The organism is Streptomyces sp. NPDC097619, assembly GCF_040302735.1.
Classification (GTDB): Bacteria; Actinomycetota; Actinomycetes; order Streptomycetales; family Streptomycetaceae; genus Streptomyces.
In genome coordinates this window covers 1-16569 of record NZ_JBEOSD010000076.1, presented here as the reverse complement: position 1 = coordinate 16569, position 16569 = coordinate 1, and the positions used below count along the sequence as shown (strand labels likewise).

Sequence of the window (16569 nt, the reverse complement as noted above, 5' to 3'; positions counted from 1 at the left end):
CACGAAAGGCTCCGCTTCCCATGCCCCGCACACGCCCGCGCCACGCGTGGCAGGTCGCCGACTGCTTCACACTCGAACGCGAAGCGCAGGTGTACGTCGAGGTCGTGGACGCCTGCCTCGAAGAGCCCGAAGTCGCCCGCCGTCTGGGAATTCGCCCCCGAGCCACCGCTGAGAACGCCCGGGCCATGATGCTCACCGAGGCCAACATCCGTCGGGCGCTCGAACCCACCAGAGACGCCCAGGCCCGCTTCCGTACCCTGCGGGAGAAGGGCGAACGCCTCCAGCGGCGCCTCGACTACCTCCACGAGGTACCTCACCCGGCGACCCAGATCCTTTGGGTGTCCCTGGTCATGGCTTTCGTGCTCGTGGTGCTCGCCCCGTGGGCCACGCTGCCCTTTGTGCTCCTGGTGCCCGCCGCCATCGTCATCGCGGTCCTGCGGCACCCCGTGCTGCGTTTGAACGCCCGTCTCAACTTCCGCGAAGCGGTCCTGAGGCCGCGGGTCGCGCTGCAGACCCGTCGGATCCGGTGGGCGGAGGCAGCGTGGACCCGCGGCCTACAGGAACACGGCGTGCGACAGCTCCTGTCCCGAGTCGTCGACGCGCTGCTCGGTGACGATCCCGACTCGCTCCTCCTGCCCGACAACTACGACGGTCTGCGCTCGGCACGCGACCCGCGGTACGTGGTCGACAGCCCGGTCGCCCGCCGCCTCTTCGACAAGATGACCCAACTGGAGGGCGGCGGAACCATCGCCGTCAGCGGCCCGCGCGGCGCGGGCAAGTCGACCCTGCTGCGGGCGTGCGCCGACAAGGCGGACCTGGCGGTCGTCATGCAGGCACCCGCAACCTACTCCCCGTACGAATTCCTGGTGTCCCTCTGTGTCAGGACCTGCGAGACCTACCTCGAACGTTGTGACCAGGTGCCGCCCGCATTCGTCAGGCTGTCCCCGTTCCGCCGGGCGGCCCGCGCGTTGCTGCCGCTCCTCCGGAAGAGGGTTCCGCCGCTGCTCCTCGGCCTCGCCGCGACGGCCCTGATCGTCTTCGGTACGGCGGGGAGCACGCGCGCGTTTTGGGGGCGGCACGAAATCTCCGTGCGCGTCCGGGTCGAGGACGCCCTGGACCGGGTGCTGGCCGAGCCGCTGCTCGACGTGTGGCACGGAGAGCGTGCCGGTATGGCGCTTCTCCTCGCCCTCGTGGGTGTCCTGCTGTGGTGGCTTCGCGGGTGGAAGGGCCGACCGAAGATACGTCCGATGGCCGCGCGCGTGGTGAGGGCGGTGGGAGCGCTGATCGCGCTGGTCTCGATCGCCACACTGGCCTTCGACGACCGCACCAAGTCCGTGTTGGCGGATGACGTGGCGCTTCTTGTGCTGGTGACGACCCCGCTGCTCCTGGGACTCATGTATCTGTCCGACATCCTGGAGCCTCTGGAGAGGTTCGTGGCGCCGGCAGTCCTCGTCCTCTGGCTGGCCCTGTCCGTCACCCGACCCGCGATAAGGGAGTTCGCGGCCGATCCCGACCACCCCGCCCGCCTCGTGGGTATTCTCGCGGGACTTCTTCTGTACAGGGCGGCCTCCCGGAGACCGGCCCCGCGATCCCACCTCGTGAGTGTCTGCCGTGACGAGCTGTACCGACTCAGGACCTTGCAGACCTCCTCCTCCGGGCTCACGGCGGGAGCCCCTCAACTGCTCACCGCCTACACGAGCTCGCTGTCCTCCCTGCCGCCGAACTTCCCCGAACTGGTCGGGGACTACCGAAAGCTGCTGAAGGAGATCGCCGACGAACGACACGCACTCGGCGGGCGGGTCCTGATCGCGATCGACGAACTCGACCGGCTGGGGAGCGACGCGCAGGCCCTGGAGTTCCTCAACGAGATCAAAGGGGTCCTCGGCGTGCCGCACGTCCACTACCTGCTCTCGGTGGCGGAGGACGTCGGGGCCACCTTCGTCCGCCGAGGGCTGCCGCACCGAGGAGTCGCCGACAGCTACCTGGACGATGTCGTGCACGTGCCGCCCCGCACGCTGGACGAGTCACGCGAGATCCTGGAACGGCGAGCACCAGGACTACGGGAACCGTTCAAGGCCCTCACCCACGCGTTGTCCGGAGGCGTCACGCGGGACCTGATCCGATACGGCCTCCGGGTGGACGACATCGACACACGGACCGGCTACGTCGAACTCGCCGACATCGCCCGGCAGCTCATCCAGGAGGAGCTGGCCGAAACGCTGTCCGGCTTCCGCACCCTGCTGGGCAAAGAACGCTGGACGCCGCGCAGCAGCACGGCCCTCGTCACCTTCGGGGACCTCGTCGGCCGGTTGCCCCTGCCGTGCCCGTGTGTCTCGCCCGAACTGCGGTCGGTACTGGAGCGGGTCGCCTTTCACGACCTCGGCCGGCAACTGGGAGAAGACGCGGCGTCCGAAGTGCCGGATCCGGCGCGGGAACTGATGGACGAGGCATCCGTGTACGTGCTCTTCTCACTCACCCTCCTGGAAATCTTCGGGACGGTCGATTTCGAGCGCCGCCGGGGGGAGGCGGCCGCACGGGGGCGAGCAGGTGAGCTGGAGCACCTGGGCCGGGCCCGACAGGAGCTGGAGATCTCCCCGTACAGCGCCCGACTGCTCATCATGTCCATCCGTGAGGCGTGGAGCCTGCCGGATGACCGGGCCGTCCACGCCCTTGCGATCCCGGAACCTCGGCCCGGCGCATGTCCGGGACACCCGCGGAACCAGCAGTCTCGCTGAGGAGACGAGCGAAGGGGTGATCGCCCTGCCTGCCCGGACAGTCGACGTCGAGCGTGTCAGTCCGCGAAGCGGGTGCGGAAGGCCGTGCGGTTGGGGGAGTCGGGCTGGCGGTCCCAGACGGCGAAGGTGACGCGGGTGAACGGGGCGCCGTGGGTGGCCAGGGCTTCGGCGAAGGCGTTCGCCACCTCGGCCGGGTCGTTGGCGAACACGCCGCAGCCCCAGGCGCCGAGGACGAGTTCGCGGACGCCGTGGTGGGCTGCCACGCCGAGGACGCGGCGGGCGCGCTCGGTGAGCGTGCCCCGGACCTCCACCTTGCCGTCGGGCGAACGCCGCTTCAGCTGACCGGCGTTGGGGGCCGGAGAGGTCAGGAAGGAGACCCGGTACGGCTCGTCGAGCAGGGCGCGGGAACCGTCGCGGATCACCGGCACGTGCGGGGAGAAGATCACCCGGTGGCTGTACCCGAGGTCGTCGGAGGCGCGGTGGGCCGCGTAGTAGTCGGGGGCTTCGAGCAGGCACGCGTAGAGGAGGGCCGTACGGCACAGGTCCTCCTCCTGCGCCTTGGCTCCGCGCAGGTATCCGCCACCGGGGTTCCGTGCCGAGGCGAAGTTGAGGACGGCCAGGTGTTCGACGCCCCCGTCGGTGAGGCGGCGCGCGGCGCGCAGGCTGTCCTCGTCGGTCACCTCGATCTCGCCGGTGAAGGGCCCGGTGGGCGCGGCGACGAACTCGGGGGCGTGGGAGACGGTCCCGGCACGGGCGGCGGCGAGGGTCGAGGCTATGGAGACCCGGGCACCGGTGGCGGTGTCGTAGCTGCCGGTGGCCGCCACGCGCTCGTTCTCGGTGGCGATGTTGCTCAGACGGTTGCTCATGGGGGCGATGGTAGCGAGGATTTATTGTCAGGGTGACTATTTTTCCGTGGGTGGGGGGGGGTGCCTGCGCCGTGCCGACCGCCCGGCCGCCTCTGTGCGCGCGTGCAGGCGGGCACGTGCGGGCGGGCACGTGCGTGCGCGTGCGTGTGTGAAGGGTGAGACTGGAGGGGCGGGGGCCGGATCCTGTGGTGCTGACAGGGAGGACCGATGGTGACGGGCGCGGGCGTGACGTTCCCGTACGACGCGAACCTGCGGCTCGATGTCGATTCCCCGGACTGGGCCGCCTTCCTCGCCGAGCACGGCGTGGAGGTCACCGGCTACCACGGGGACATGACCCCGCTCACCGAGCGGTTGGGGAGCGGCACGGCCACCTTCTCGTACCTGCCCGTGCTCAACTACTTCCCCTTCCGTGACGACCCCGCCTACGAGCCCCTGGCCAGCGCCGTCTACGCGGCGGACGGCACCACCGGCATCCCCAGCGTGCTCGTCGTCCGCACGGACAGCGAAGTCGAGGACGGTCCCGGGCTCCGCGGAAAGCGCCTGGCGATCGCGCACCGCTTCTGCACCACGAGCTTCCTCGCCCCCGCCCTACTGGTCCACGACCTGGGCGGACGCATCGACGAGTTCTTCGGCGAGTTCGTCGTCACCCCGCCCTACCAGGGCCAGATCGACGCCGTCGTGGCGGGCGCCGCCGATGCGACCTTCGTCCAGGAGGACGTCTGGCTGAAGGATCCCGCCCACGCCGAGACGACGCGGGTGATCGCCCGCAGGGACCACTTGCCCACGCCCCTGTTCATCGTCGGTGACGGCGCCCCGCCCCGGCTGCGCTCGGAGGTCCTCGACCTCCTGCTGAGCCACCGGCCCGCGCGGACGGACGACCTGCTGTTCTCCGGGTTCGCCCCGTACGACGCCGAGGCGGTGGAGGTCGCGCTGCGGGCCACGGCGGAGGCCCTCGGCCCCTGAGGCCGGGCCCGTGGCCCGTCCCGCCGCCCCCGCCCTTGCTCCCGCTCGGCGGGGCGCGCCCGTGACCCGCGTGGTCCCGGGGGGACGGGGCCCGCCCGGGGAACATGGCGGACATGACCACTGAGCACCCCGCCGAGCGGGACGGCACGGGACACGATTGGTTCGCCGCGTTCTCCGAGAGGGCGGCGAACATCACCGGCTCGCCCCTGTTCTACGTCTTCTGCGTCCTCCTCGTCCTCGGCACCTTCGTCCTGCACTTCCTGCACCCGCCGCTGTCCTGGCTGATCTTCGCCGGGGACCTCATGGCCTCGATCAGCCTCCTGCTGCTCGCCCTGCTGAAGAACGCCGAGCGCCGCGACACCCACGCCCTGCAGCGCAAACTCGACGCGATCGCCGAGGCCCTGCTGGAACAGCGCGAGGGCACCAGCCACGAGGCCGCCGACAAGCTCCGGCACGCCATCCGCCTGGAGGAGAAGAAGTAGGGCGCGGGCGGCGGTGCACCGACGGCAAGGCGGCGGGGGAGGGCGGCGGGCCCGGCTGTCGCCGTCGGTCCGTAAGACGGACGTAATGGGATGACGGGCCCGGATGCCGTTGGATGGGCCCGTGGACGAGAAGCGGAGCCCGGAAGGGCACGGAGCGGGGAGTCGGAGCATGGCGCGGTGGCGAGGACGGCGCGGAGTACGGGCGGGGGTCGTCGCGGTCCTGGTGTCCGGGGCACTGGCGGTCGGACTGTACCTCTTCCAGCCGTGGAAGCTGTGGCAGGACGAGACCGTCAACGAGGCCCTACCCGGCGCCCTGAGCAGCGCGCCCGCCTTCGCGCCCGGGGAGCCGGGGCCCGGGACCGCCGTCCCGGAGTCGGCCCCGGAATCTCCTCCGGAGCCGCGCACCCTCGCGCAGGGCTCCTTCATCAGCCACGAGCACGACACCCGGGGCACGGCGAAGCTCCTCCGGCTGGCCGACGGCTCCCACGTGCTGCGCTTGGAGGGCCTCGACACGAGCAACGGGCCCGACCTGCGGGTCTGGCTGAGCGACGCCCCGGTCAAGGAAGGGGTAGCGGGCTGGCGGGTGTTCGACGACGGCGCTCACGTCAGCCTCGGGAAGCTCAAGGGCAACAAGGGCGACCAGAACTACGCGGTCCCCGCGGACGTGGACCCCGCCGACTACGGCAGCGTCGCCATCTGGTGCGACCGCTTCGACGTCTCCTTCGGCGCGGCGGAACTCGCCGACGCGTAACGGCGCCCGGCCTGCCGACCCCCGCCGCCTCTGGCCGCCCCGCCGTCTCTGGCCGCACCCCGCCGTGATGACGGAAGTCTTACGGCGCGGTGCGGAGCCGCCGCCCGGGCCCGCCGGCCGCATAGCGTGCCGGACATGCGCGTACTTGTGACAGGAGGCGCCGGATTCATCGGCGCCCACGTGATCGACGCCCTCCGGGGCCGGGGACACGAACCGGTGGTGCTCGACGCCCTGCTCCCCGCCGCACACCCGACCCGCCCGGCCCTGCCCGACGCCGAGTTCCTGCACGGGGACGTCCGCGACCCGGACACGGTGCGGCGGGCCCTGCGCGGAGTGGACGCGGTGTGCCACCAGGCGGCGATGGTCGGCCTCGGCAAGGACTTCGCCGACGCCGCCGACTACGTCTCCTGCAACGACCTCGGCACCGCCGTCCTGCTGGCCGGCATGGCGGAGGCCGGGGTCCGCCGGCTCGTCCAGGCCGGCTCCATGGTCGTGTACGGCGAAGGCCGCTACGCCTGTCCCCGACACGGCACGGTGCGCCCCGGACCACGGGCCGCGGCGGACCTCGAAGCGGGGCGCTTCGAACCCCGCTGCCCGCACTGCGGAGCCGGCCTCGTACCGGGACTGGTCAGCGAGGACGCCCCCGTGGACCCCCGCAACGTCTACGCCACCACCAAACTGGCCCAGGAACACCTGGCCGCCTCGTGGGCCCGCGCCACCGGCGGCTCGGCCGTGTCGCTGCGCTACCACAACGTGTACGGCCCGGGGATGCCCCGCGACACCCCGTACGCGGGCGTGGCCTCCTTCTTCCGCTCCGCCCTCGCGCGCGGCGAGGCGCCCCGGGTATTCGAGGACGGCGGACAGCGCCGGGACTTCGTCCACGTGCGCGACGTGGCCGCGGCCAACGTCGCGGCCCTGGCCGCGCTCCCGGACCCGGGCCGCGGGGAGGACGGGCAGCACACCGCGCGCAACATCGGCAGCGGCGACCCGCACACGGTGGGGGAGATGGCGGCGGCCCTCGCCCGGGCCCACGGCGGACCCGAACCGGTGGTCACGGGGGAGTTCCGGCTCGGCGACGTCCGGCACATCACCGCCGACTCCTCCCGCGCCCGCCGCGACCTCGACTGGCGACCCGCGGTGGGCTTCGCGGAGGGCATGACCGAGTTCGCGACGGCGGAACTGCGCGCCCCGGCGGGCATCCCGTAGCCGCACGACGACACACGGACACACGGACACGCAGCCACGCAGGCACACGCCGGCGCACGGCCATGTAGCCACGCAGCCACGCGAAGGAGCGGTCCGGGCCGGCCCGGCCCGGGCCGCCGTCCCCTCACGCGAGCGGCAGTGTCACCTCGAAGCGGCAGCCGCCCGGGACGTTGCTGACCTCCGCCCGCCCGGCGTGGGCCTCCACGATGCCCCGGACGATCGCCAGCCCGAGCCCGGCACCGGACGGAGGCGTGCGGGCCGGGCTGCCCCGCCAGCCGGTGTCGAACACCCGCGGCAGGTCCTCCTCGGGGATGCCCCCGCACCCGTCCGTGACGGACAGCACGGCGGTGTCGGCGGCCCGGCCGACCCGCACGGCCACGGTGCCGTCGGCAGGGGTGTGTCGGATCGCGTTGACGAGGAGGTTCGCCAGGACCCTGGTCATCTCCTTGCCGTCCACCTCCACGGGCGCGTGCGCGATGTCCTCGCCGAGGAGCCGCACCCCGCGCTCGCGGGCCAGTGGATCCGCGCCCAGGAGGGCGTCCGCCGCCAGATCCCGCAACGAGACGCGGCTGGGGGACAGCTCCAGCGCGCCCGCGTGGATGCGGGACAGTTCGAACAGGTCGCCGACCATCGTGTCGAGGCGTTCCACCTCGGTACGGATCTGCCGGTGGTAGCGCGAGGGATCCGCGGCCACCCCGTCCTCCAGGGCCTCGGCCATGGCCCGCAACCCGGCCAGCGGGGTGCGCAGGTCGTGGGAGATCCAGGCGACCAGCTCGCGGCGGGAGCTCTCCAGGGCGCGTTCCCGCTCCCGGGACGCGGCCAGTCGCGCGCTCGTGGTCGCGAGCTCCCGGGCGAGCCCGGCCAGCTCCGCGGTCGCCGGGGCCGAGGGCGCGGCGAACCGGCCGTCGGCGCCGAACTCCCGTGTCGCCAGGGCCAGATCGCGGCTGCGGGCCACCACCCAACGGCCCATCGTCAGCGCGGTGCCCAGGGACACCACGGCCGCCATGGCCACCACCAGCGTGACCACCGTCAGATCGTGCGGGGACAGGAACATCGCCCGTGCCACGGCCAAGGTCCCCGCCAACATGGCGGTGACCGCCACCGCGGCCACCACCGTCAGCGACACCGCGACGGACCGGCGGCGCAACAGCCTCAGGGCCAGCGCCCCGGCGAGCCCGGCGCAGGCCGCGCCGCCGAGCGCGAAGAGGGCGATGAGCAGGACGTCCTTCACGACCGCGGCACCTCCGGCCCCTCGGACGCTGCCGCCGGGGCCGCAGCGTCCGCCGGGGCCGCCGGTTCCGCCGGGCCCGTCGTCTCGAAGCGGTACCCGACGCCCCACACCGTCCGGATCAGCCGCGGCGCCGCGGGATCCTCCTCGATCTTGGCGCGCAGCCGCCGGACGTGCACGGTCACCGTGGACAGGTCCCCGAAGTCCCAGCCCCACACCTCCCGCATCAGCTCCTCGCGGGTGTGCGCCCGCCCCGGGTGGCCCATGAAATGGGCGAGGAGGTCGAACTCCCGCAGCGTCAGCGAGAGTTCCGACCCGTTCCGCGAGGCCCCGCGCGTCACCGGATCGACGGTGATCCCGGCCGCCCGCAGCACCGGCCGCCCCCGCCCGGCGGCCGGATCCGCCCCGACCCTGCTGCGCCGGAGCACGGACTCCACCCGCAGCACCAGCTCCCGGGGACTGAACGGCTTGGTGACGTAGTCGTCGGCGCCCAGCTCCAGACCCGCGATCCGGTCCTCCTCCTCGCCCCGGGCCGTCAGCATGATCACGGGCACCGGCCGGTCGGCGCGCAGCCGTCTGCACACCTCCAGCCCGTCCAGACCGGGCAGCATCAGGTCGAGGACCACGAGGTCGGGCACCTCCACGGCGGCCCGCTCCAACGCGGACGGACCGTCGTCGGCCCGCTCGACGGCGTGCCCGGCCCGGAGCAGGTATCCGGTGACGACCTCCGCGACGGTCGGGTCGTCGTCGACGACGAGGATGCGCGCGGGCGGAACTGGCGTACTCATGCGCCCAGTGTCGTACGCGGCGCCCCGCACCGGGGCCCCGTGCCCGCCGTCGGGGGACGCCGTCCGCGTTTCGTAAGGAGTCGATCGCCCCTTTCCCGGCCCCGGCTTCCTAACGTGGCAGACGTGACCGAACCCCCTGTGGACCCCTTCGCGGCCCCCACCGTGGACCCCTCCGCGGATCCTTCCGAGGACCCCTCCGTGGACATCGTCCTGCCCTGCCTGAACGAGGCCGCCGCCCTGCCATGGGTCCTCGCGCGCGTACCCGCCGGCTGGCGCCCCCTGGTCGTGGACAACGGCTCCACCGACGGATCGGCGGAACTTGCCCGCTCCCTCGGCGCCACCGTCGTCCCCGAGGCCCGGCGCGGCTTCGGAGCCGCCTGCCACGCCGGGCTGCTCGCCGCCGAGGCCGAGTTCGTCTGCTTCTGCGACTGCGACGCCTCCCTCGACCCCGGCCTGCTGACCGGATTCGTCCGCACCCTCGCGGACGGCCGGGCCGACCTCGTCCTCGGCCGTCGCCGCCCGCAGGGCCGCGGCACCTGGCCCGCGCACGCCCGCGCGGGCAACCTCGCCCTCTCCCGCATGCTGCGCCGCCGCACCGGACTCCGGCTCCGCGACCTCGGCCCGCTGCGCGCCGCCCGCCGGGAGGCCCTGCTCGACCTGGACCTCACCGACCGGCGCTCCGGCTACCCGCTCCAGATGGTCGTCCGGGCCGCGGACGCGGGCTGGCGGGTCCGCGAGGAGGAGGTCCCGTACCTGCCCCGGGCCGGCAGGTCCAAGGTGACGGGCACCTGGCGGGGCACCTGGCAGGCGGTCCGCGACATGCGAGCGGTCCTCGCCGAACCACCCCGCCCCGCCACCGCGGCACTCCGCCCCGTCGGCGGTGCCCGATGACCGCCCTGCTCGTGATCGCGAAGGAACCCCTGCCCGGCCGGGTGAAGACCCGTCTCACCCCGCCCTTCACCCCCGGCGAGGCCGCCTCCCTCGCGGCGGCCTCCCTCGCCGACACCCTCGACGCGGTGGCAGCGACCCCTGCGGAGCGCCGGATCCTCGTCCTCGACGGCCGCCCCGGAGACTGGCTCCCCGCCGGATTCGAGGTGCTCCCGCAGGTCGCCGGAACCCTCGACGTCCGCCTCGCCGCGGCCTTCGCCGCCTGCGCCGGTCCGGCCCTCCTCATCGGTATGGACACCCCCCAGGTCACCCCGGAACTCCTCGCCCCCGCACTGGACTTCGGCCGCCACGACGCCTGGTTCGGGCCCGCATCCGACGGCGGCTTCTGGGCGCTGGGGCTGGCCGCCCCCGACCCGACCCTCCTGCTCGGGGTCCCCATGTCGGTGCCCGAGACCGGGGCCGTGCAGTACGAACGGCTCCGCGCGGCCGGACTGCGGACCGGCATGCTGCCCGTCCTGCGGGACGTGGACACCGCCGCCGACGCCCACGAGGTGGCCGCGCAGGCCCGGGGCGGCCGGTTCGCCGCCCTCCACACCCGCCTCAGCGCCCTGTCACGGGCGGGCCGGTGACCGCCCCCGGACGGGCCACCACCCGCCCCGGACCCCGCCCCGCCCCCTGGCGCGACGACCCCTACGCCCGCGCCCTGCGCGCCGAACGCGGTCCGCTGTTCCTGCGACGCGCCGACGGCTGGCTGCTCCCCCTCGAAGTGGAACGCTGGCTCGCCGACGCGGACACCGCCGACGAGAGCGTCCTCACCCGCTGCCGGGGCGCCGTCCTCGACGCGGGCTGCGGCCCGGGCCGCCTGGTGGCGGCGCTCGCCGCCCGCGGCCACCGGGCCCTCGGGGTCGACGTCAGCCCCACGGCCGTCACCCGGACCGTCCGGCGCGGCGGCACCGCCCTGTGCCGGTCCGTCTTCGGCCCCCTGCCCGGCGAAGGACGCTGGACGACGGTGCTCCTCATCGACGGCAACATCGGCATCGGCGGGGACCCCGTCGCCCTCCTGGAACGCGCCGACCGCCTCCTCGCACCCGGCGGCCGCGTCATCGCCGAAGCCGCCCCCGTGGAGGTGGACGAGCGGTACGAGGTCCGCCTCGACGACTTCCGGGGCACCCCCGGCACTCCCTTCCCCTGGGCCCGCGTCGGCCCCGAAGCCCTCCACCGCTACGCCGCCCTCGCCGGCTGGACGGCCCGACACGACTGGACCGTGTCCGGCCGCACTTTCACGGAACTCGCCCGCTGACCTCGCGCCGCGCCCCCGGCGGCCCCGCGACGACCCTTCCGGCAGCGGCCCGCGACGACCCTTTCGGCGCCGGGCCGGGCCGGGGGCCCGCCGGAGGGCCGCAGCGGAGGGGCGGGCGGGGACGAGGGCGGGCCGAGGCCCTCTGTCGGACGGCTGGTAGGCGGGCCTTTCGGAGGGCCTGTCGGACGGCACCCGACCGGAGCACCCTTCGCACGGTCCGCCTCGGGCCCGCCTCCACGGCCTCGCCTCAGCCCCGACCGCCGTCCGCTCCGGGTCCCTCCCCGGCCCCGGCCCCCCGGCCCGAGGCGCGACGCCGCCACAGCGCCTTCACCAGGACCACCAGGGCCGCGCCCCCGGCCACCCCCGCGAGCACCAGCAGCAGGTTGCCGGCGTACGGCAGGGGCAGCGCCGACGGGTTCGGCGGCGCCCCCGGGCGCAACAGCAGCGGCAACGTCACCAGCACCAGCGCGCCCGCCGTGACGAGCGCCCCCCGGACCACCGGACGGGCGGGCACGCCCGCCACCAGCAGCCCCACCCCGAGCACGAGCGGTGCGATCAGCCCGTCGTGCAACACCAGGGCCCCGCCCAGCCACAGCACCACGTCCCACGGGCGCGACTGCTCCGCCAGCAGCCACCCACCGATCCCGATCAGCACCAGCCCGCACCCGCCGACCGCCCAGCGGACCGCGGACACCCGCACGCCGGACGGAACGGAGGCGGACCCGGGAGAGGAGACCCCGGAACGGGCGCCGGGCCCCGCGGCCCCGCCCTCCCCGTCGGGGACCGGCCCCGGCCCCGTACCGGACGCCGCCATCAGCGCACCTCCAGACGCGCGACCCACTTGGTCTGCAACACACCGGGCCGGTTCGGCGCGATGATCCGGGCCGGGTAGCCGTGGTCGGCGGACAGCACCTCGCCGTTGAGGCGCAGCGCCAACAGCGTCAACGGGTCCTCCACGTACTCCCGCCCCATCTCCATCACGCGGTAGGCGCCCGCCGCCTCCAGCGACACCACCCGCAAGGCCGACCCCGGGGGCGCCCCCGCCCGCTCCACCAACTCCCGGATCCGCACCCCGGTCCACTCCGCGTGCGCGCTCCACCCCTCCACGCACGCGAGCGGCAGGCGCACCCGGTGCTGCGGCCAGGCCGCCAACTCGGCCCGCGTCAGCCGGTACGGTCGCGGACCGGACACCTCCAGCCGCCAGTCCCGCACCGTCACCGCCGTCACCCCGGCCGCCGCCGCCGTACGGTTCACCGGAAGCCCCTGCGGACCGTGCCCGGGATGCCGGGGAGCCAGCAGGTCCAGCGGCGCCAGCGGGGCGAACGACTGTCCCACCGTGGTCACCGTGACCGCGCCGACCGCCGCGCCCATGCCGAGCAGCAGCGCCCGCCTGTCCGGCCCGTCGCGCTCCTCGTCCGGCAGGGCCCGCGTCCCCACGGAACCGCGGGACCAGTGGGCCCGGATCTCCGGCGCCTTCAGCGCCAGGTGCAGCAGCACCGAACCGGCCACCACCCACGCCACGGCGTAGTGCGTGGGCACGAACGGGAACGGCCACGGGTACCACTCGGCGATGTTGAGCAGCCCGGTCAGTACCTCGAACAGCGCCGCCGTCACCAGCACCGCCACCGAAAGCCGCTCCAGTGCGTGCCGCGCCGAGCGGACCGGCGGCCACACGAACAACCGCGGGTATACGGCCCACAGCTTGACGAACAGCAGCACGATCGCCGCGATACCGACCCCGACGTGCAGCCCCTGTGTCAACCGGTACCCCCAGACCGGCCGGGTGGGCAGGTACCCGGCCGCCCACGCGGGCGGCTCCTGGAGGAAGTGGCTGACCAATCCGGTCAGGAAGCACACGGCGAACGCCGCACCCAGCCACCGACCCACGGCCGTCGCCGTACGGGGGTCGTGCAGCCGCCCGGCGAACCCGGGCGGACGCAGGAGCGGTCGGCGTGGGGCCCGGGTCGGGGAGCTGAGTCCCGCGCGGGCCTCGGGCGTGGGCCCGGGAGGAGTGTCCATGCCCTCATGCAACCCTCCGGAGTGCTCCGGGAGGGGGCTCCGACACCTTACGGAACGCGAACGTCCCGCCCCGCCGGCCCCGTCGACCGTCCCGCCGCTGCCAGGGTGAAGCCGTGACCCAGCACCCCCCGCCCACCCACGGCCCCCGCCCCGCCCCCTCCTCCCCACCGGGCCCCGGCCACCCACCTCCCCCCGCTCGCCCAGCCGGCACACCCACGGCATCCACACCACCCACGGCATCCACGCCACCCACGGCATCCACGCCGCCCACGGCATCCACGGCGCCCACGGCGCCCACCGGACACGGCGACCCCGACCGACCTGGTGTACCCGGTGAGCCGACCCGGTCCGCCGGGGCCACCGCCGCCACGGCGGTCCTGCTGGCCGCGCTCACCGTCGCGCTGGCCCTCACCGTCCGGCACGGCGGCTACTTCGCCGACCCGGCCGGACTGTCCTGGCGCTACGCCGGCTGCTGGGCGCTGTCCGCGGCGGCCGTGTGGCAGCTCCGCCGGGTCCCCTCCAGGCACGTCGCGGCCCTGGTCCTCGCGGGAGGCGTCGCCGTGGCCGCCACCGGCCTCGTCGCCGCGCCGGTGACCAGCACCGACTCCTTCCGCTACGCCTGGGACGGCCGGGTCCAGGCCACGGGCACCTCCCCGTACGACCACGCCCCCGCCGACCCGGCCCTCACCGCGCTCCGCGACGACTGGCTCTTCCCGCCGCCCCAGGAGTGCGACCGACCGGAACTCTCGGCCCTCCCCGGCGGCTGCACCCGCATCAACCGCCCGCAGGTCCACACCATCTACCCGCCCGCCGCCGAGGGCTGGTTCCTCCTCGTCCACGGACTGTCCCCGGCGGACGCCCGCCACAAGGCCCTCCAGATCGGCGGCGCCCTGCTCGCGGTGGCCACCACCCTCGTGCTGCTGCGCGTCCTGCGGGGCCGCGGCGACCCGCGCGGCGCCGCCTGGTGGGCCTGGTCCCCGGCCGTGGCCGTCGAGGCCGTGAACAACGCCCACGCCGACGCCCTCGCCGTCCTCCTCTCCGTCGCGGCATTCGCCCTGATGATTCGTCACAGGGTCATCGGTGGAGCGGTGTTGGGGCTGGCCATTGCCACCAAACTGCTCCCCGCCGTGCTCCTGCCCGGCGCCCTCTCCGGCGTGCGCAAGCCCCGGGAGGCCGCCGCCGTCCTCCTCCCGGCCACCGCCGTCCTCGCCGCCCTCTACCTGCCGTACGTCCTGCTCTCGGACTCCTCCGTCCTCGGCTACCTCGGCGGCTACGCCGAGGAGGAGGGCTACCAGGACGCCTCCTCGGGAAACCGCTACGCGCTGCTCCGGCTGGTCCTGCCCGACGCGTGGGCCCTCCCGGCGATGCTCGTCGGGACGGTCGCGGTGAGCGCGTACACGATCCTCCGAGGCGACCGCGACCGCCCCTGGTCCGGGGCCCTGGTGGTGACCGGCACCGCCTTCCTCCTCACCACCCCCGGGTACTCCTGGTACGCCCTCCTCCTGATCGCGCTGGTGGCTCTCGACGGCCGGTGGGAGTGGCTGCTCGTCCCCCTCGCGGGAGCCGCCGCCTACCTCACCTCACGCGCCCTGCCCGGCGCCGGGACCGCCGTCTACGCCGCGGCCCTCCTGGCCGTCCTCACCGGGCACGCCCTCCGCTCGCGGTCCGTCCGCCGGTCCCGGTCCGCCCCGGGGGGCCGCTCCCTCGGGCAGGAGCGGAGCGGGGCGCCCGGGTGAACGCCTCCGCGCTGTGCCCCACCCCACCCGCGCCCCCGGCCGCGACTACGGCCGCAGGCCCGCCACCAGCACCGCCGCCGTGACGAAGTCGGCCGCTCCGGTGTTCCAGTCCGGGGCGATCGGGGTCAGGGAGATACGGTCCGCGCCGACCGCCTCCACGTCGCCGCCCCGTTGGGCGGGGGACGGTACCACCGAGACCTCCACCTTCCAGGTCCCGTCCCCGGAGTCGGTGTAGTCCACGGCCAGGCCGGGCTGCGGGTCCTGCGTGGTCACGGAGACGCCCCGGGCCGTGCCCTGGCCGTCCGCCCCGACCACCGGGTGGTTGACGTTCAGGCCCACACCGGGCGGGAGCAGCGGGCCGCGGCCCGCCCGGCCGCGCAGGCGCTCGACGAGCTTGACCGTGAACTCGGCGGTCGGGCGCATCGCGTTGAGGATCTGTTCGGGCACCGGTACGGCCAACTCCCCGGTGCTCACCGCGATGGCCGGCACCCCGCGCTCCAACGCGGCGACGGCTCCGCCGACCGTCCCCGAATGCGTCGCCAGCGCCGCCACGTTGGGGCCGAAGTTGGTGCCGGAGACCACGAGGTCGGGGGCCCGGCCCCCGAACACCTCGGCCAGCCCGAAGGAGACCGAGTCGCCCGGGGTGCCGTCCACGGCCCACACCTTGGCCTCGGGGTGCCGGACCGTGACCGTGCTGCCGCTCGACAGGCGCGTACCGGCACCGCTCTGGTTCGTGAGCGGCGCGACGATGGTGACGTCGTGCCCGGCGGCGGTCAGCCGTCGGAACAACAGCCGGATCCCGGGGGCGTCGTAGCCGTCGTCGTTCGTCAGCAGGATGCGCAGCGTGGCGGTCGCCGATCGGTCCGGGAGGGCGGAATGCGGTGCTGCCTGCGGGGCGGCGCTCGCCGGGGCTGTTCCGACCAGGGCCGGGGCCGACAGCAGGAGAGCGGTCAGGGACAGGACTCGCTTGGATCGCACGGATGCTCCTTCGATGAGGGAGGGAGGGGGAGGACGAGGGGATGCGGGGGAGAGCCTTGCGCCCGGCGGTGCGTGGTACGCGCTGCTGCGCGCCGCCCTACACGCCGTGGGATGAGGTGCGGATGGCCGGCGTCGCACAACGGGTCGCGTACGGCCGCACGGGTGGGAGCGACAGCCGGAAACGCGGTGTGGTGACACGTGTCATTTCCGGGCTCGCTGCATTGTGTAGCACTTGCCGAACGCCGCCCGATAGGGCTCGGGCGGCGAAAATTCGACCGGCTGTCGGCGGGGTGGCGGCCGCACCGGGCGCGCGGTGGGCCGTGCCGCGCACCGGACTTCCCTGCGTGCGGTGACACGTGTAAGTTCGCCCGTGGGGCCGCCGAACGAATCGCGGCCCGCTTCGGCCGGTCCCGGGTACCTGACATGCCCGGGACCGGCCGCAGGGCTCCCGCCCTCGCGCGCCGGCCGCAGGGGCAGGGGCCTCCCGGAAGGCCGCGCGGGCGTCCGCGCCGCACTTCCGCCGGCCCGGAACGCGAACGGCGGCCGTCGCCCCCCGCGGGGGGCCGCGCCCGCCGGGCCCGCCCCCCCCCCGGGCAACGGGCGTGGGGGGGGGGGCGGGGGGGCGGGGG

15 protein-coding genes are annotated in these 16569 nt (G+C 74.6%); 9 read left to right on the top strand and 6 right to left on the bottom strand.

Annotated features, from left to right (window positions below; all coding sequences use genetic code 11):
- The first annotated feature begins 20 nt into the window (after nucleotides 1-20).
- A complete protein-coding gene (locus tag ABTZ17_RS21130) occupies nucleotides 21-2735 on the top strand; it encodes a P-loop NTPase fold protein (RefSeq protein ID WP_352197205.1) in 2715 nt (904 codons plus the stop codon).
- A gap of 56 nt (nucleotides 2736-2791) precedes the next feature.
- On the opposite strand, the gene ABTZ17_RS21125 is transcribed toward ABTZ17_RS21130, so the two are convergent.
- Nucleotides 2792-3601 (bottom strand): TIGR02452 family protein, encoded by an 810-nt coding sequence (locus ABTZ17_RS21125; protein WP_352197204.1) that lies wholly within the window; start codon nucleotides 3599-3601, stop codon nucleotides 2792-2794.
- Between the two features lie 207 nt (nucleotides 3602-3808).
- Here ABTZ17_RS21125 and ABTZ17_RS21120 point away from each other — a divergent pair, with 207 nt between their 5' ends.
- The 4 genes from ABTZ17_RS21120 (at nucleotide 3809) to ABTZ17_RS21105 (ending at nucleotide 7003) form a co-directional block, all read left to right on the top strand.
- Nucleotides 3809-4564 carry a phosphate/phosphite/phosphonate ABC transporter substrate-binding protein gene (locus ABTZ17_RS21120; RefSeq protein WP_352197203.1) on the top strand — a complete coding sequence of 252 codons (756 nt, stop codon included), beginning with the start codon at nucleotides 3809-3811 and terminating at the stop codon, nucleotides 4562-4564.
- Nucleotides 4565-4677: 113 nt separating this feature from the next.
- The gene (locus ABTZ17_RS21115; RefSeq protein ID WP_352197202.1) at nucleotides 4678-5046 is read left to right on the top strand and encodes a hypothetical protein; all 369 of its coding nucleotides are present in this window, start codon (nucleotides 4678-4680) and stop codon (nucleotides 5044-5046) included.
- Nucleotides 5047-5215: 169 nt separating this feature from the next.
- Nucleotides 5216-5797, top strand: coding sequence for a DM13 domain-containing protein (locus ABTZ17_RS21110; protein WP_352197201.1), 582 nt, complete (start codon nucleotides 5216-5218; stop codon nucleotides 5795-5797).
- 135 nt (nucleotides 5798-5932) lie between these two features.
- Nucleotides 5933-7003 (top strand): NAD-dependent epimerase/dehydratase family protein, encoded by a 1071-nt coding sequence (locus tag ABTZ17_RS21105; protein ID WP_352197200.1) that lies wholly within the window; start codon nucleotides 5933-5935, stop codon nucleotides 7001-7003.
- Between the two features lie 124 nt (nucleotides 7004-7127).
- Here ABTZ17_RS21105 and ABTZ17_RS21100 read toward each other — a convergent pair whose 3' ends face one another.
- Both ABTZ17_RS21100 and ABTZ17_RS21095 read right to left on the bottom strand, forming a co-directional pair.
- Nucleotides 7128-8234, bottom strand: a complete 1107-nt coding sequence (locus ABTZ17_RS21100) for a sensor histidine kinase (protein ID WP_352197199.1) — start codon at nucleotides 8232-8234, stop codon at nucleotides 7128-7130.
- Nucleotides 8231-9019, bottom strand: coding sequence for a response regulator transcription factor (locus ABTZ17_RS21095; RefSeq protein WP_352197198.1), 789 nt, complete (start codon nucleotides 9017-9019; stop codon nucleotides 8231-8233). Before ABTZ17_RS21095 ends, ABTZ17_RS21100 begins: the two co-directional genes overlap by 4 nt.
- Before the next feature lie 138 nt (nucleotides 9020-9157).
- Here ABTZ17_RS21095 and ABTZ17_RS21090 point away from each other — a divergent pair, with 138 nt between their 5' ends.
- From ABTZ17_RS21090 to ABTZ17_RS21080, 3 genes are read left to right on the top strand one after another with little or no spacing between them, the layout of a single operon-like run.
- Nucleotides 9158-9910: a glycosyltransferase family 2 protein gene (locus ABTZ17_RS21090; RefSeq protein WP_502994771.1), complete on the top strand. Its 753-nt coding sequence runs from the start codon at nucleotides 9158-9160 to the stop codon at nucleotides 9908-9910.
- Complete coding sequence (locus ABTZ17_RS21085) at nucleotides 9907-10536, top strand: TIGR04282 family arsenosugar biosynthesis glycosyltransferase (protein WP_352197197.1); 630 nt, start codon at nucleotides 9907-9909, stop codon at nucleotides 10534-10536. The genes ABTZ17_RS21090 and ABTZ17_RS21085 overlap by 4 nt, the downstream gene beginning before the upstream one ends.
- The gene (locus ABTZ17_RS21080; protein ID WP_352197196.1) at nucleotides 10533-11207 is read left to right on the top strand and encodes a class I SAM-dependent methyltransferase; all 675 of its coding nucleotides are present in this window, start codon (nucleotides 10533-10535) and stop codon (nucleotides 11205-11207) included. The genes ABTZ17_RS21085 and ABTZ17_RS21080 overlap by 4 nt, the downstream gene beginning before the upstream one ends.
- A 247-nt stretch (nucleotides 11208-11454) precedes the next feature.
- Here the strand turns inward: ABTZ17_RS21080 and ABTZ17_RS21075 are convergent, their stop codons facing one another.
- On the bottom strand, nucleotides 11455-12021 hold the full coding sequence (locus ABTZ17_RS21075; RefSeq protein WP_352197195.1) for a hypothetical protein: 567 nt from the start codon (nucleotides 12019-12021) through the stop codon (nucleotides 11455-11457).
- Nucleotides 12021-13226 (bottom strand): molybdopterin-dependent oxidoreductase, encoded by a 1206-nt coding sequence (locus ABTZ17_RS21070; RefSeq protein ID WP_352197194.1) that lies wholly within the window; start codon nucleotides 13224-13226, stop codon nucleotides 12021-12023. The genes ABTZ17_RS21075 and ABTZ17_RS21070 overlap by 1 nt, the downstream gene beginning before the upstream one ends.
- Nucleotides 13227-13339: 113 nt before the next feature.
- On the opposite strand from ABTZ17_RS21070, the gene ABTZ17_RS21065 reads away from it, so the two are divergent.
- Nucleotides 13340-14962, top strand: a complete 1623-nt coding sequence (locus tag ABTZ17_RS21065) for a glycosyltransferase 87 family protein (RefSeq protein WP_352197193.1) — start codon at nucleotides 13340-13342, stop codon at nucleotides 14960-14962.
- Nucleotides 14963-15007: 45 nt separating this feature from the next.
- Here ABTZ17_RS21065 and surE read toward each other — a convergent pair whose 3' ends face one another.
- Nucleotides 15008-15940 (bottom strand): 5'/3'-nucleotidase SurE, encoded by a 933-nt coding sequence (surE, locus tag ABTZ17_RS21060; protein ID WP_352197192.1) that lies wholly within the window; start codon nucleotides 15938-15940, stop codon nucleotides 15008-15010.
- Between the last annotated feature and the right edge of the window lie 629 nt (nucleotides 15941-16569).